15 protein-coding genes and 1 pseudogene are annotated in these 15389 nt (G+C 63.6%); 2 read left to right on the top strand and 14 right to left on the bottom strand.

Features of this window, described 5'->3' with window-relative positions:
- Positions 1-14: 14 nt before the first annotated feature.
- On the bottom strand, positions 15-2237 hold the full coding sequence (locus tag NKI17_RS08960; RefSeq protein WP_352905712.1) for an AMP-binding protein: 2223 nt from the start codon (positions 2235-2237) through the stop codon (positions 15-17).
- A 141-nt stretch (positions 2238-2378) separates the two neighbouring features.
- Positions 2379-2786, bottom strand: a complete 408-nt coding sequence (locus NKI17_RS08955; protein WP_023677725.1) for a tautomerase family protein — start codon at positions 2784-2786, stop codon at positions 2379-2381.
- Positions 2787-2900: 114 nt separating this feature from the next.
- On the opposite strand from NKI17_RS08955, the gene NKI17_RS08950 reads away from it, so the two are divergent.
- Positions 2901-3755 (top strand): LysR substrate-binding domain-containing protein, encoded by an 855-nt coding sequence (locus NKI17_RS08950; RefSeq protein ID WP_023677724.1) that lies wholly within the window; start codon positions 2901-2903, stop codon positions 3753-3755.
- A 196-nt stretch (positions 3756-3951) separates the two neighbouring features.
- On the opposite strand, the pseudogene NKI17_RS08945 reads toward NKI17_RS08950, so the two are convergent.
- Positions 3952-4841, bottom strand: a pseudogene (locus NKI17_RS08945) (DMT family transporter).
- Positions 4842-5180: 339 nt separating this feature from the next.
- Between NKI17_RS08945 and NKI17_RS08940 the strand changes: the two are divergent.
- Complete coding sequence (locus NKI17_RS08940) at positions 5181-5687, top strand: OsmC family protein (protein WP_352905711.1); 507 nt, start codon at positions 5181-5183, stop codon at positions 5685-5687.
- 154 nt (positions 5688-5841) lie between these two features.
- On the opposite strand, the gene NKI17_RS08935 is transcribed toward NKI17_RS08940, so the two are convergent.
- The 11 genes from NKI17_RS08935 to NKI17_RS08885 all read right to left on the bottom strand — a co-directional run bounded on the left by NKI17_RS08935 (position 5842) and on the right by NKI17_RS08885 (position 15308).
- On the bottom strand, positions 5842-6063 hold the full coding sequence (locus NKI17_RS08935) for a hypothetical protein (RefSeq protein ID WP_254820234.1): 222 nt from the start codon (positions 6061-6063) through the stop codon (positions 5842-5844).
- A 130-nt stretch (positions 6064-6193) separates the two neighbouring features.
- On the bottom strand, positions 6194-6823 hold the full coding sequence (locus tag NKI17_RS08930; RefSeq protein ID WP_352637888.1) for a hypothetical protein: 630 nt from the start codon (positions 6821-6823) through the stop codon (positions 6194-6196).
- 80 nt (positions 6824-6903) lie between these two features.
- Entirely contained in the window at positions 6904-7650 is a 747-nt protein-coding gene (locus NKI17_RS08925) for an SDR family NAD(P)-dependent oxidoreductase (protein WP_352905710.1), read from the bottom strand.
- Positions 7651-7666: 16 nt separating this feature from the next.
- The gene (locus NKI17_RS08920; protein WP_352905709.1) at positions 7667-7942 is read right to left on the bottom strand and encodes a hypothetical protein; all 276 of its coding nucleotides are present in this window, start codon (positions 7940-7942) and stop codon (positions 7667-7669) included.
- Positions 7943-7956: 14 nt separating this feature from the next.
- Complete coding sequence (gene purF, locus NKI17_RS08915) at positions 7957-9426, bottom strand: amidophosphoribosyltransferase (protein WP_023677717.1); 1470 nt, start codon at positions 9424-9426, stop codon at positions 7957-7959.
- A 125-nt stretch (positions 9427-9551) separates the two neighbouring features.
- On the bottom strand, positions 9552-10223 hold the full coding sequence (locus NKI17_RS08910; RefSeq protein WP_023677716.1) for a CvpA family protein: 672 nt from the start codon (positions 10221-10223) through the stop codon (positions 9552-9554).
- A gap of 47 nt (positions 10224-10270) precedes the next feature.
- Positions 10271-11689: a DNA repair protein RadA gene (gene radA, locus NKI17_RS08905; protein ID WP_352453216.1), complete on the bottom strand. Its 1419-nt coding sequence runs from the start codon at positions 11687-11689 to the stop codon at positions 10271-10273.
- Positions 11689-12294 (bottom strand): hypothetical protein, encoded by a 606-nt coding sequence (locus NKI17_RS08900; RefSeq protein ID WP_023677715.1) that lies wholly within the window; start codon positions 12292-12294, stop codon positions 11689-11691. Before NKI17_RS08900 ends, radA begins: the two co-directional genes overlap by 1 nt.
- 21 nt (positions 12295-12315) lie before the next feature.
- Positions 12316-13806: a replicative DNA helicase gene (locus NKI17_RS08895; protein WP_023677714.1), complete on the bottom strand. Its 1491-nt coding sequence runs from the start codon at positions 13804-13806 to the stop codon at positions 12316-12318.
- Positions 13807-14012: 206 nt separating this feature from the next.
- Complete coding sequence (locus tag NKI17_RS08890) at positions 14013-14981, bottom strand: small ribosomal subunit Rsm22 family protein (protein WP_352905708.1); 969 nt, start codon at positions 14979-14981, stop codon at positions 14013-14015.
- 3 nt (positions 14982-14984) lie between these two features.
- The gene (locus NKI17_RS08885; protein WP_352467171.1) at positions 14985-15308 is read right to left on the bottom strand and encodes a YnfA family protein; all 324 of its coding nucleotides are present in this window, start codon (positions 15306-15308) and stop codon (positions 14985-14987) included.
- Positions 15309-15389 lie beyond the last annotated feature (81 nt).

The raw sequence follows: 15389 nt of genomic DNA, 5'->3' as shown, positions 1-15389 counted from the left end.
CTCGACAGCAAACCTCAGGCGGCTGCGCTCAGTCCCAGCCTCTCGAGTGCCAGCTTTCTAGTCGAGACATAGTCGGTCTTGCCGGAGCCCAGTACAGGGATCTCCTCGACCTTGACGATGTCGTTCGGCACCATCAGTTCGGCCGCGCCGGCTTTTTTGCCGAATTCGCGCAATTCGTGGGGATCGGCATTGTCGGCGGTGGTGACCAGAACGAGGCGCTCGCCGCGCCGCTTGTCCGGCACCGCTACCACGGCGTGATGCTCTTCCGGCCACAGCGACTGCACCAGCATCTCGACCGCACCAAGCGATACCATCTCGCCGGCTATCTTGGCGAAGCGCTTGGCGCGGCCGCGAATGGTGATGAAGCCTTCGCGATCGACCGAAATGATATCGCCGGTGTCGTGCCAGCCTTCGAGCGGCTGCAGCTCGCCAGGCCGGTCGCCGGTCATGTAGCCCATCATCAGGTTCGGCCCGTCGAGCCACAGCCGGCCGGCGTCGCTGATGCCTTCGACCGGTTCGAGTTTCATGCGCATGGCCGGCAGCAGCCGCCCGACCGTTCCATCGCGGCCGTGGATGGCGGTGTTGACGGCAACCACTGGTGCGGCCTCGGTCAAGCCAAAACCTTCGATGATCTCGGCCTGGAAGCGCTCGCGGTAAACCCGGCGCGTCTCCGGCTTCACCGCCTCGGCACCGGCCACGACGAAGCGCAGGCTGGAAAAATCGCCGTCCTTGGCGGTGCGGGCATAGTTGGCGAGGAACGTGTCGGTGCCGAACATCACCGTCGGCCGGACCTTGCGCGCCACCTCCGGAATAAGTTTGTAGTGGAGCGGTGACGGGTAGAGGAACAGCTTTACTCCGGTGACCAGCGGCAGGATGGTGCCGCCGGTCAGCCCGAACGAGTGGAACACCGGCAGCACGTTGAGCAGGATATCGGCCGGCGAGATGGTGATGCGAGCTTCCGCCTGCATCGTATTGGCAAGAAGGTTCCGGTGCGACAGCACCACGGCCTTGGGCGTGCCTTCCGAGCCGGAGGTGAACAGGATCACCGCCGGCTTGGCTGCATCCTGGCGCTGCAACGGCCAGCGCCACAGCAAGCCGGCTGCGGCCTTGTCCAGCACGGTCACGCTTGCGCGGACATCCTCCAGCCACAGCAGTTTCGCCCCGCCCTTTTCCACCGCCTCGACGATGTCGGCGAGGTTGGCCTTTTCGACAAAGGCGCGTGAGGAGACCACGGTTCGGATCATCGCCGTGCGGACGGCGGCGGTGACGCTGGCCGGGCCGGCAGTATAGTTGATCATTGCTGCCACCCGCGCAGCCGACAAAAGTCCGACGAACGACAGCACGACGCCATTGGCGTTGGGCAGGAGCAGCCCAACCGCTTCGCCCGGCGCTGTTATTGCCTCGAACCGTCGGCCCAAAACCCTGGCGCCGATGAACACTTTCCGGTAGCTCAGGGCACCGCCAATGACGTCCTCGATTATTGGGTGCGAAGCGCCAACACGGTCGGCCGCATCGCGCATGGCGAGGAACAGCCCTCGGTCGAGATCACTGCCGAAAAGCCTGGCCTCGGCGAAGCGATCAAACAGCGCATTGGTGTTGGAGGCCTGATCTGGGTTCCGCGCCACCAGCTCGGCGATGGTCATCGGCTCCAGCGCGCTGATCGACAGCTGCGGAAACCAATGGCGCGGCGCCTTGTCCGCCGGCGTCAGCGAGGCCGGCAGGCTGCGTGCGCCGGCAACGAAGACCGGCACGATACGGGCGTCGGCCTGCATGGCGATACGGGTGATGGCGCGAAACAACCGAAACGACTTGACGTCTGGCTCGACCGCATCCGGCAGGTAAACGGCGAGCCGGCCCTTGCCCTTCAGCACCCGCACCAATCTGCGGCTGACGAAGACATGCTCGGCGTTGAAGGCGATGGTGCGGCCGAGCTCGCGCCACGGCTCCAGCCACGGCGATCTGGCCGAAGCCTGGTCGAGGATGTGCAGCGTGTCCTCCGGCAGCAGCGACAGCATCAGCGCCGGCTCGATGCGTGACTGATGCCAGATGACATAGATGACCGGGGCCACCGACCTGCGCGCAATCTTGATGCGCTCGTCGCTGATCCGGTAGGCGAGCTTGAACGGCACGTAGAGCAGCGCCTGGCTCAAACGCAGGCCGAGGCGGAACTTCTCCACCACGCCGATCAGCAGCCAGGCCGCGACAAGACCCGCAAGCAGCGCCAGTGTCAGGATCATCGCCGCATCTCCCAACGATCTCACGTCACGGCTCTTCAGTGGCCGCTTCGGGTGAGAACCTAGCCGAAGTTGGATCAACGTCAATGCGGCTCCATTTTTCCTTCTCTTCTATGTTTGATTCGGCTCGGCTGCCTATCGCAGCTACGCCGCTTTCATCCTTCCGCTGATGAACCGGAATTCCTGCGTCTTGCCGCCAAAGCCATAGGCGGCTGCAGGCACTTCATGCACGAGGGCGTAGCTTTCCTCATGCACCTTACCCAGCAGCCGGCCGAATGCCGCGAAAATTGCCTGCAGATACGCCTCCAGTTCGAGCTTGGTGTTGGTGCCGTCGACAACCTTGATGTCGAGCCAGGCCGTGTTGGTGCCATGCTCGGCCAGCGACTTGCCGCCGGCGAACCAGTGCTCGGGGTCGTGATAGGAAATGGCAACAGCTGTGATCGTCGCGTCCTTGCGCAGATGCGTGGCCGTCAGTTCGGTCACTTCCTTGGCAATGGCGGCGGACAAAGCGGCATCGGGCTTGCCGGTAACGCTGACATTGATGATCGGCATATTTCTTCTCCTCGGTTTCAAGCGGCGCCTCTTCGCCGTCGAGAAAATCATGCCATCGTCCTTTGATCAAAAAAATCGAATTGTTTTTGATAAACACTTTGATAGTGTCGAATTATGCAGATGTTCGATCCCGACCTCCTCAAGACTTTCCTCGCTTTCGTCGACGGCGGTTCCCTGGCGCGGGCCGCGTCGATCGTCGGTCGCTCGCCGTCCGCAGTGACCGCGCAGATGCAGCGGCTGGAGGATGTTGTCGGCGAACCGCTGCTGGTGCCGCAGGGGCGAGGGCGCGGCCTGACGTCGGCAGGCGAGGATCTGATCGTTCACGCGCGTCGCATCCTTGCCGCGCACCGCGAGGCGTGGCTGGCCCTCAAAGGCGCGCACGCCGACGGGCGCGTCGCCATCGGCACCACGCAGGATTTCGCCGACAGCGGCTTGCCGCAGCTTCTCAGGGCTTTTGCTGTCAGCCATCCGCGCGTCAGGATCGAACTGCGCGTCGGCCGTTCCGCCGAACTGGCGCAGGCTTTGCAGGCCGGCACCCTTGATCTGGCCATTGCCATGCGGCAGGTGCCGACACGGGACGAAGTCGGTGTGCTCAAGGAACCAATGATCTGGCTTTGCTCACAGAACGGGTTGGCCACTCGCCACGACGAACTGCCCTTGGCGCTGCTCGATCCCCATTGCGGGTTTCGCGAAGCGGCGACCAGTGCACTCGATGCGGCCAGCCGTCGCTACCGCATTGCTGCCGGCAGTGCCAGCCTCGCCGGCCTGCGCACGGCGGTGCACGCCGGCATCGCCTTGACGTTGAGGACGGCGCGCTTCGCGCATTCCGGCATCGTCGAGGCGCCGCGCGATCTTGATCTGCCGCCGGTGCCGGTCGCCGAATTCGCCGTCCGCTTGCGTGAGGATGCCGACCGGCCGGCGCAGGATCTGGCAGCGTTGTTCAGCGGCAACCTGGCCTTGGCCAATTGAGCCAGCAAAGAAAAAGCCGACCTTGCGGTCGGCTTCTAAGTAGGACGGGCCGAGGGGTTTGGGGGGACTTGGGGTGGCCCGTCGCAGCCATAATGCCTGAGCCCTATGATGGTTCCATGACTTTTCAAATTAATTTTCAGGACCGGATTTCTCGTGATCGGACCACCAACTCGCGCTCGGACGCGGCGAGGATTGGTCATGCATCCGCTGCGCGCTGCCTGGCCATCAGCCAGTCGCGGCCGGCGTGAGCGAACACCGCGCAAAGCACGATGGCGCCACCGACCATGCTGGCTGCCGGCGGGATCTCCGCCAGGAACAGGAAGGCAAACAGGATCGCGAATGGCACTTCAGCTGAACCCAGCAATCCGGACTCGGCCGCCGGAATAAGCCGGGTGCCCTCCGTCCACAGGATCGAAGCCAGCGCGAATGAGGCGCCGAAGGTGGCTAGAAGCACAGCGTCCCTGGCCGAGACAGCCAGCGGATCGGCGACGAACCAGCCGAGCACGAACAGAAGGAATGCCGACACCGCACCCGCCCACACCACCGGCGTGTCGCGGAAGGCGCGCACCATGATCATGTAGAGCGCGCTCCCGATCGTCATCAGCAGCGCCAGCCCGTCGCCGAACAATGGCCGGTGCCGAAGCCGGACCAGACCATGATTGCCACACCGCATAGTGACACAGCAGCGGCGGCAAGCGTCTGCAGCCGGAACGGCTCGCGGACCAACAGGAGGGCCAGCAGCGCGGTGACGAACGGGGCCGTGGCATAGATGATCGCGACATTGGCGACAAAGGTGAACTTGAACGCCGAGATAAAGGCGATGCTCGCGAGCGCGCCCTCGATCGCCAGCAGCCAGCCTCGCCAGCCGAGCCGCAAGCTGTCGCGACCGCCGGAGCGCTGGCGGCGCCATAGGACATAGAGGCTGATCAGGATCGAGCCGACGAAGCCGCGCCAGCAGGTAATGGTCAGCGGGTCGGCATGGATCGATTTGGTCAGCACGCCGGTGAGGCCGAAGACGGCCGCCGATGCCGAGACCAGGATGATGCCGAGGGTACGCTCGCGGGCGCTTTCCACTGTGCATGGCATGTCCAGCGATCCCGTCATCTCACCAGCCTACGCTGCCCCTTCCTGACACCATAGTGTCAGCTTGAGGCGTCCTGCATCGAAAACAGCAAGTAGGCAGCCCCGGTGAACAGGATTCCGGCAAGAACCCGTTCGCGGGTTTCCACGATGGCGATGTCGGCCATATGTCCGGCGGCCTTACGAATGTGTTGCGAGAGACGGTGTGAAGGCGTTGGATGCTCGCCGTATCGTTAGACTATACGGGCGAAACCCTGCCAAGCGCTACGCCAGTGGAGACTTGCGTTTGGGCAGGCGGCATCGCCGTTAGGCAGCGAAGCCAGGCAACTATGGGAGAGAAACGAAATGGACGCGATTGCATTGAAGGCCATGCAGGCGCCGCTGAAGGTGGCCTATCGCGACGACGCCTCGCGCGCGCTGATTACTCTCCGCGCCAAAGGCTCGATCGACGGCCAATCGATCGCCTGCAAGGTCGAGACAGGCAGGGCGATCGCCATTGCCGGGCTGCATCCGGCGACCGGCGGCACCGGGCTCGAACTCTGCTCCGGCGACATGCTGCTGGAGGCACTGGTGGCTTGCGCCGGCGTCACGCTGAAGGCTGTAGCGACGGCGCTGGAATTCAAGCTTGGGGCCGCCACGGTGGAAGCCGAAGGCGACCTAGACTTTCGCGGCACGCTTGGCGTGGCAAAGGATGCGCCGGTCGGCTTCCGCGCCATCCGGCTGACATTTGGCCTCGACACCGACGAGCCCCAGGAGCGCATCGATGCGCTGCTCAAGCTGACCGAGCGCTACTGCGTCGTGTTCCAGACCATCAGCCAGAAGCCGGAGCTGACGGTAAGCGCGCGACGCTGACGATCTCCCCCCTTTGAGGGGGAGATGTCGCCGATGGCGAGAGGGGGGTTGTCTCGCGTGAAGCGCCAACCGCTGCAGCAGGCCGAGCCCGGTCGGACCAACCCCCCTCTGGCCTGTCGGCCATCTCCCCCTCAAGGGGGGAGATCACGCTGTCCTACTGCGCCGACGGCTCCTCGGCGTCGCCCTCGTCGGCGAAGGGCGAGGCGCTCGGCACGCACTGCACCGACCAGCCGGCCGGCGTCGGTTGCTTCTGGTATTCGGTTATGGCGAAGGCGCACTGTTCGCGGGTGTCGAATGTGCTGGGCAGCACGACCATGCCGCCTTGCGGGCCGGCGATCACCAGATACCAGACTAACGCTACGCTCGGTGCCGCCATGAGTATTTCCTCGCTCTGCTTGTTTTGGGAGTCGCACGATCCTAGCAACTCCGGCCCAGCGGCGAAAGCTGGGCCAAAGCGCGGCGTTAAGCCACGGCATCACAGCCACGTGATGTCGGGTCGTTTTGGTTCAGTTCACCGCAAAACAATAGAACAGGCCGTCGCCGCCGGTGCCCTTCAGCGCTTCCTGGCTGCAGCCACCGCGTGACGCATGCGAGGAATTCCACGATTTGGCGGCTGCCGAATCATCGAGGCCGGTACGATCGTGATGACCCATCATCGCCACACCTTCTGCTCCGCTCAGCGTCCAGTCGCCGCAGGTCTGGTCGGCTATTTTCGTGCCATCCGGCTTGGAGCCGGTCAACACGTCGTGCCGGTTGGGCGTGTCGCCGCGGCCGTTGACCATTTGGCCCTTTTCGTCGAGTGCCGTCTGTTTGGTGATGGCGTTGGCATCGCTATGCAGGGAAGCGACATCATCGGCGATCTTGCCGCCCTTGGCGTTGAACCACGGGCCTTTGCCGATACGGTCGCGTGCATCGGTATCGCTGGTCGAGAGATAGGCGCGCCATGTCTTGCCGGTAACGCCCGCGGCTTCGGCCAGTGAACTACAATGGGCGTCGGCGCCGTCGAGACCGCCGAGATCGGCGCCTTTGCCGGAGCCGACGCTGGTGACGAAAAAGCTCATCGTTGCTTCCTGCGACGACGCGGCGCCGATCACTGCAAGCAGCGCGGTGGCAGTCAAGAGAAGCAGTCTCCGCATATGGTCCTCCGTTTCTCGAATTGTGGCACCCGAACAACGGTGGTGCCGGCGCAATTCTTCCGGCAAAATGCGATGTGTGGCTACTCCGGCTGCCGATAGGCGACAAAGCGATTGTGCTTGGCCTGGAAGATCAGCCCGGTCTCCTTGAGCGTAGGGCTGGCCAGCGGCACGATACGCTTGGCGATCTCCGAAGGGTGCGGCAGTGTTTCAGGATCCTCGCCGGGTACGGCCTGCGCCCGCATCGCGGTGCGCGTTGCCCCGGGATCGGCGGCATTGACCCTGAGCGGCAGGTTTTCGGTCTCATGCGCCCATGAACGCGTCATGGCCTCGACCGCCGCCTTCGACGCCGCATAAGGCGCCCAGAAGGCGCGTGCGGAGTGGGCAAGGCTGGAGCTCAGCACGATAGCACGGCCGGCATCGGAAAGCCTGAGCAGCGGGTCGACCGAGCGGATCAGCCGCCATGTTGCGGTGACGTTGATGGTCATCACCTTCTCGAAGGTCTTGGCCTCGACATGGCCGATCGGGGCGATGACGCCGAGCACAGCGGCGTTGGCGACCAGTATGTCGAGCTTGCCCCAGCGCTCGTGGATGGCGCCGCCCAGCCGGTCGATCCCCGCCATGTCGGCAAGATCGAGCGGTACCAGCGTCGCCTGTCCGCCACCTGCCTTGATCTGGTCGTCGAGTTCTTCCAACCCGCCGACGGTGCGAGCAACCGCAATCACATGCGCACCGGCCGCGGCAAGCTCCCTGGCGATGAAATAGCCGATACCGCGCGAGGCGCCGGTGACGACCGCGACGCGGCCGGAGAAGTCAAGGGCAGAAATCATGAGGTCACTCTGAAGATCAAAGGTTACGGAGACCAGCTACTATCATAACCGGTCGGAAACCAGATTCCCCGACGCAGGTAATGGCCGATATTCGGCCTGACATGGTTCTGGTCCAGGGTGTCCAGATCGGGATGATCTCGATCCTGTAGGCGGTTGGAAATTTTCCGCTGGCAAACAACCGTGTTTTGGCGAGATCTACCGCATCCGTTTCGTCTTCTGCGGTGATGCCGACGCCCATCGGAAAACCGTGGCGGCGTCCTGCTTCAAAATCCAGCCAGAACAGCTTCAGCATTGAAGCAGCGTCTGCTAAGACCCGCCGGCCGCTAACAGCGACAGCGTGCGCACATTGTCGGAGCCTTCGAAGTCGGCAAGCCGGGTCGGATACTGGCCGGTGAAGCAGGCGTCGCAGAATTGCGGCTGCTCGTTGTCGCGGCCGGCCTCGCCGACGGCGCGGTAGAGCCCGTCGATCGACAGGAAGCCGAGCGAATCGACGCGGATGAACTCGGCCATCTCCTCCACCGACATGCGCGACGCCAGCAGCTTCGACTTTTCCGGTGTGTCGACGCCGTAAAAGCAGGAGGCGCGCGTCGGCGGCGAAGCGATGCGCATATGCACTTCCTTGGCGCCGGCATCGCGCACCATCTGGACGATCTTCTGGCTGGTGGTGCCGCGCACGATCGAATCGTCCACCAGCACCACGCGCTTGCCTTCGATCATGCGGCGGTTGGCGTTGTGCTTGAGCTTGACACCCATGTGGCGGATCGAATCGCCGGGCTGGATGAAGGTGCGGCCAACATAGTGATTGCGGATGATGCCGAGCTCGAACGGAATGCCCGCGGCCTGCGAAAAGCCGATCGCCGCCGGCGTGCCCGAATCCGGCACCGGCACGACGATGTCGGCCTCGACCGGACTTTCCTGCGCCAGCTCGGCGCCGATGCGCTTGCGCACTTCATAGACGTTGCGGCCTTCGACCGACGAATCCGGCCGCGCGAAATAGACATATTCGAAGATGCAGAAGCGGGTCTTCTGCGGCTCGAACGGGAACAGGCTTTCGATGCCCTTGCTGGTGACGACGACCATTTCGCCGGGCTTCAGGTCGCGCACGAAACGCGCACCGATAATATCGAGCGCGCAGGTCTCGGAGGCGAGAATCCAGGCGCCGTCGAGATCGCCGAGCACCAGCGGGCGGATGCCGAGCGGGTCGCGGCACCCGATCATCTTCTTGGACGTCATCGCCACCAGCGAGAAGGCGCCTTCGACTTGGCGCACCGCATCGATGAAGCGCGAATTCAGGTCGCGCTCTTTGCTGGTGGCAACCAGGTGCAGGAGCGTTTCGGTGTCGGAGGTGGAAGAGAAGATGGCGCCTTGCTTCTGCAGGGCGCGCTGAACGGTCATGGCGTTGGTGAGATTGCCGTTATGGGCGACGGCAAAGCCGCCATCGGCAAGTTCGGCGAAGAAAGGCTGGATATTGCGCAGACCGGCGCCGCCGGTGGTGGCATAGCGTGTGTGGCCGATGGCACGGTTGCCCTGCAGGCTGTCGATGACACGCTGCTTAGTAAAGGTGTCGCCGATCAGGCCGACATGGCGTTCGACATGGAATTGGGTGCCGTCATAGGAAACGATGCCGGCCGCTTCCTGGCCTCGATGCTGCAACGCATGCAGACCGAGCGTTACGATGGCTGCGGCGTCCTGCCGGCCGAAAATGCCGAACACGCCGCATTCGTCGTGGAAATGGTCGTCGGCTTCGGCGGAAAGCACGTCGTCTGCGTCTGCCACTGAGGCTGCCATTGGGGCTCAAGCTCCGCTAAAGTCGCCATATAAGGTCATAGCGCATCGAAAGCAACGCACGTCGTGCGGCGTTCACATGATCGACAGTCTTGAGCCTCGCAAGTCTGTCGAAATCAGTTTGCCGGCGCCGGGTTTGCAGGTGCCGGCGTCGCGGGCGCATTGTCGGCCGGCGGCGCATCGCTGTCGTCGGGTGCCGGAGCAGTGGCGTCGTCGCCGGCGGCAGGGGCTTCCGCTGCAGGCGCGTCGGGGGCCAGAGGCGTCTCGGTGGCCGGCTGATTCGGATTGAGCTTGTTGAGGATGGCGTTTTCCGGATCCTCGGGCAGCAGGCTTTCGAGCTTGGCTCCGATCGATTCGAGCAACGGCTTTGACTTGGCGTTGGCAATCCAGCCTGGAGCCTTGGCGCCGGCCAGCCAATTGAAGAAAAGCAGCGCGACAGCGACGACCAGGATGCCGCGCGCCGCGCCATAGAGGAAGCCAAGTGTACGATCGAGCGCGCCGATCCTGGAATCGATGATCCAGTCGGCGAGCTTCATGGTGATGACCGAAACGACGATCAGCGCGACAATGAAGACGATACCGGCGGCCGCCGCCATGGCGGCCTTTTCGTTGTCGACATAGGGCTGAATGTAAGGCAGCACCGGCTTGTAGAAGAAGAAGGCGGCGGCCGCGGCGGCTGCCCAGGAGATGATCGACAGGATCTCGCGCGAAAAGCCGCGAACCATTGCGAGCATCGCCGAGACCAGGGTGAAGCCGACGAGAATTCCGTCAAGCAGCGTAATCGGCATGTTTTTCGCCCCACTCCGATCTCTTTTTCACGACTCGACGAGCCGCATCACTCTTGCTCGTCGGCGCGGCTGCGCCGAGAGCCGGCTATGCGCGCCACGAGATCGGCAAGCTCGGTGGGCTGGAAAGCGCCGGCTCCGATCCCCCCGACCCCATTACCACCAACAAGTTCCTCGCTGCCCAAGGGCAGAACCGCGCGTCCGAAACCCAGCTTTTCGGCTTCCTTGAGGCGCTGCTGCGCATGCGCAACCGGCCTCACCGCACCCGAAAGGCTGATTTCGCCGAAATAGACGCAATCGGCGGGAAGGGCAAGACCGGTGAGCGAGGAAACCAGTGCCGCCGCCACTGCCAGGTCGGCCGCCGGCTCCGAAATGCGGTAGCCGCCGGCAACGTTGAGATAGACGTCGTGCGTGCCGAAACGGACGCCGCAATGGGCTTCCAGAACCGCCAGGATCATCGACAGCCGGGCACCGTCCCAGCCGACGACGGCGCGGCGCGGTGTGCCCAGCGTCGATGGCGCCACCAGCGCCTGGATCTCGACCAGCACCGGCCGTGTGCCTTCCATGCCGGCGAAAACCGCAGCACCCGGCGACTTCGCATGGCGCTCACCGAGGAAAAGCTCGGACGGGTTGGCGACTTCCCGCAAGCCCTTGTCCGACATTTCGAAGACACCGATCTCATCGGTTGGCCCGAAGCGATTCTTGACCGTGCGCAGGATGCGGTAGTGGTGGCCGCCTTCGCCCTCGAAATAGAGCACCGCGTCGACCATGTGCTCGACAACCCGTGGGCCGGCGATCTGGCCCTCCTTGGTGACGTGGCCGACCAGAACGATCGCTGCCCCTGTGGATTTTGCGTAGCGGATCATCGCCTGGGCGGCGGCACGCACCTGGGTCACCGTGCCGGGCGCCGAATCGGCCATATCGGTCCACAGCGTCTGGATCGAATCGAGAATGACCAGATCCGGCCGCTTGCCATCGGCGATGGTGGCGAGGATGTCCTCGACATTGGTTTCGGCGGCGAGCTCGACCGGGGTGTCGGCGACGCCGAGCCGCTGGGCGCGCAGCCTGATCTGCGCGACCGCCTCTTCGCCCGAGACATAGACGATGCGGTGGCCCTTTGCCGCCAGCGCGGCCGCGGCCTGGGTGAGCAGCGTCGACTTGCCGATGCCGGGATCGCCGCCGACCAGCAGCGCCGAGCCGCGCACGAAGCCGCCGCCGGTGGCGCGGTCGAGTTCGCCGATGCCGGAGACGATGCGCGGCGCGTCCTCGATGTCGCCGGAGAGGCTGGTCAGCACCACCGCGCGGCCCTTGCGTGCATTGCGCGTATTGGCCGGGCCGGAACCTATGCCGCCTGACGTGCCTTCCTCGACCAGCGTGTTCCACTCGCCGCAGGCATCGCATTTGCCGGCCCAGCGCTGATGCACCGATCCGCAATTCTGACAGATGAACTGGATACGGGACTTGGCCATCAGTTTATTGGTTCCAAGAGGTATTTGGAACGATCCCAGTAAATCGGCAAAGCATTTTCGACTGTATCGAAATGAGTGCGGCGCTGGCCGTTGCTCTGAGCCCAATTGTCGTATGCCGACCAACATGCATAGATGAACAAATTTACCGCCAAATCATTGTCTCGCCTGACTTCTTCATGCAGCGTTTCGAACAATCGCCTGAGCGCTAACGAGAGGCGGCGGTCCTGAAGCCGATGCATGAGAAGGAATGCACACCCGATCGCAGCGACAGACGTACTCTGCCGAGAGTCCCCTGACCAAAGTGCCAAAAGGCCCAGAAGATCATCGATGTCGCGAGTCGTTCCCAGCTTCCAAATCCGATAGAGGCCGGTCACTGCCGCGCTTCGCGTATAGTCTTCGACATGCTTGGCAAGGAATTTCCTCACCAATTCAACGTTCTCGGGCGTCGGTTCGCTCGAGTAGCAGAACACCAGCAAACCGGCGTGCGATTCCGTGCGAGAAATTGACCCGGCAGATCTCAAATATTCAGTGAGTTGCGCGCGTTCATCCTCGGAGATGTCATACTCTTCGAATTTTATCCTTTGGTAGATATCGCTAAAGTCCAATCGGCTGCTCCGCGACAATGCCTACTCGAACCGATCCGGCAAATGATGCTCCTCGGCGAGGTCCGAGAAGCGGGTGAACTCGCCCTGGAAGGCGAGGCTAACCGATCCCGTTGGGCCGTGGCGCTGCTTGGCGACGATTACCTCGGCCTTGCCGCGCATCTCGTTCATCTCGTGTTCCCACTTGATGTATTCGTCGGTGCCCGGCTTCGGCTCACGGTTCTTCAGATAATATTCCTCGCGGTAGACGAACAGCACTACGTCGGCGTCCTGCTCGATGGAGCCCGATTCGCGCAGATCCGAAAGCTGCGGGCGCTTGTCGTCACGGCTCTCGACCTGGCGCGACAGCTGCGACAGCGCGATGATCGGCACCGCCAGCTCCTTGGCTAGTGCCTTGAGGCCGGTGGTGATCTCGGTGATTTCCTGGACGCGGTTTTGCGACGATTTCGCGCTCGATCCCTGCATCAGCTGGATATAGTCGATAACGATGACGTCGAGGCCGCGCTGGCGCTTCAGGCGACGCGCGCGGGCCGACAGCTGAGCGATGGAAATGCCGCCGGTCTGGTCGATGAACAGCGGGATTTTCTGCATTGTCTGCGAGCAGGCGACCAGCTTTTCGAAATCCATCTCGCTGATCTCGCCGCGCCGGATTTTCGACGACGGGATTTCCGTCTGTTCGGAAATAATGCGGGTGGCCAGCTGTTCGGATGACATTTCGAGCGAAAAGAAGCCGACGACGCCGCCATTGGCCGCCTTGAACGAGCCGTCCGCCTGCTGCGCCGGGACATAGGCCTCGGCGATGTTGAAGGCGATATTGGTGGCGAGCGAGGTCTTGCCCATGCCGGGGCGGCCGGCAATGATGATCAGGTCGGACGACTGCAGGCCGCCCATGCGGCGGTCGAGATCGCGCAAGCCGGTAGCAACGCCCGACAAATGCCCGTCGCGCATATAAGCCGCATTGGCCATGTCGACGGCGGTCTTGACGGCATCGGTGAAGCTCTCGAAGCCGCCATCGTAGCGGCCGGTTTCGGCCAATTCGAACAGGCGCCGCTCGGCATCCTCGATCTGGTCGGAGGGCGACATGTCGACCGGCGCGTCATAGGCGATGTTGACCATGTCCTCGCCGACAGTGATTAGCGCGCGCCGCGTCGCCAGATCGTAGATGGCGCGGCCATAGTCGGTGGCGTTGACGACGGTGACGGCCTCGACCGCCAACCGCACGACATATTGCGCCACCGTCATGTCGCCGACCTTCTCGTCGGCCGGCAGGAAGGTCTTCAGCGTGATCGGCGTCGCGATCTTGCCCATGCGGATGAGCTCGGCCGCGACCTCGAAGATCTTTCTATGCAGCGGCTCGTAGAAATGGCCGGGCTTCAGGAAGTCGGAGACGCGATAGAAGGCATCGTTGTTGACCAGTATGGCGCCGAGCAGCGCCTGCTCGGCCTCGATATTGTTCGGCGCCTCGCGATAGAGCGGTGTTTCCGCCACGCCGAATTTTCGTGCTGCCTCTGCCATGATGTCCCCGGTCCTGATCCCCGTCTCTCGATATCAGAACGAGACAAGTCGGTGATGACTTATCTGCATCAGTCCCCAACCAACCAACTTTGATGCCCGCGATTCACAGCCAGGATCTTTCGGTGGAAAGAATCTCGATTGACTCGAATCAAGATGGCGAGCCTAGCCGTTCTCAGGCGAGAACAAAACAGGAAAATAGCTGCCGGTCATTCCGGCAAGGCATCACCCCAATCCAGTCGCCGCGTGGCCTTGAACGTCTCGCCGTCGCGCTTGGTGAACAGTCGCTCGGCAGCACCCCCATCCTGTTCGCAAAGCTTCAGCAAGACCTTGCCGGAGCCCGACTTCGGCGGTGCGATCACTCGCGCTCGAGGCGGAGCGGCCGGATGGCGGGAGGCCGCGGCAAAGATGAATTTCTCGTCCTCCCACGGCACCTCGGCATCCTTGGCCAGACGGTGTAGGCGCGAGCGGGCGACGCGGCGGGCGAAATGGCACCAGTCGGGGGCGACGAGCGGACAGGGCGCCTCATGCGGGCAGGGCGCAAGCACGTGCGCGCCCGCCTCGATCAGCTGCCGCCGCACGGCAAGAATACGCTGCCAGCCGGCCGGCGTGCCCGGCTCGACCACCAGCAGCGTGTCTGCGGTCAGCTGCCAGAGCCGGTCGACGAGTTTTGCCAGCGATGCCGGCGCGATCTCATCCAGCACATAGGCTGAAGTCACCAGCTCGGCCGGCTCCAGATCGACCAGGTCGATGGTGATGTCGCCGGTCCGCCAGGCGGTCCTGGCCGTGATCGCATCCGCGGCAAGTGCTTCGCCGACCCTTCGTACCGCGGCGCCGGCCTCGAGTAGCACCGCCTGTTCGAGATCGGGCCAGAGATTGATTGTGGCCCAAAGCACCGTGCCAGGGCCGGCGCCGACATCGAGCAAGGTCTTCGGAGCATAGTCGGGCCGAGACTCGCCCACCGCATCGAGGCTGGCGCGAACGGCCGCATAGGTCGCCGGTAGCCGCGTTGCCAGATAGGCCTTCACCGCCATGTCTTCGGCCATGTGCAGGCGACCGTCGCGCAACTCGGCGCGGTAGCGGTCCGACAGCGTCTTTGCCGCTTGCTTAAGCATCGGCAACGGCACCTGTTCGAGAAGGCGGTCGACGCCTTGTCTAAGCGGGATGGGCAGTTCCATCGCTTAGGCAGTCCGAGGTGCGAGCAGAATGACCGAGGCGCCAACGATGCAGATCGCGGCACCGGCAAGATCCCAGCGGTCGGGGTGCACGCCTTCCGCCAGCCACAACCAGGCCAGCGAGGCGGCAATGTAGATGCCGCCATAGGCGGCATAGGCCCGGCCCGCCGCGCTGGTGTCGACCAGCGCCAGCAGCCACGCGAATAGCACGAGCGAGACGAGACCGGGCGCCAACCACAGCGGCGACTTGTCCAGCCGCCACCACGCCCAGAACGAAAAGCAGCCGGCGATCTCGGCAAGTGCGGCGGCGACGTAGAGCAGGTAGGTCATGAAAAAAGGTCCCGCGTTGACGGGACCCTTTTCAGCGTGCCGGCCGGCAATGGCAAGCGGCAATGGCGTGATGCCGGCAGT

Origin of the sequence: Mesorhizobium sp. M0816 (assembly GCF_040320005.1) — a bacterium.
Classification (GTDB): domain Bacteria; phylum Pseudomonadota; class Alphaproteobacteria; order Rhizobiales; family Rhizobiaceae; genus Mesorhizobium.
The sequence above is the reverse complement of the archived record's forward strand: the minus strand, read 5'-3'. Positions and strand labels throughout refer to the sequence as shown.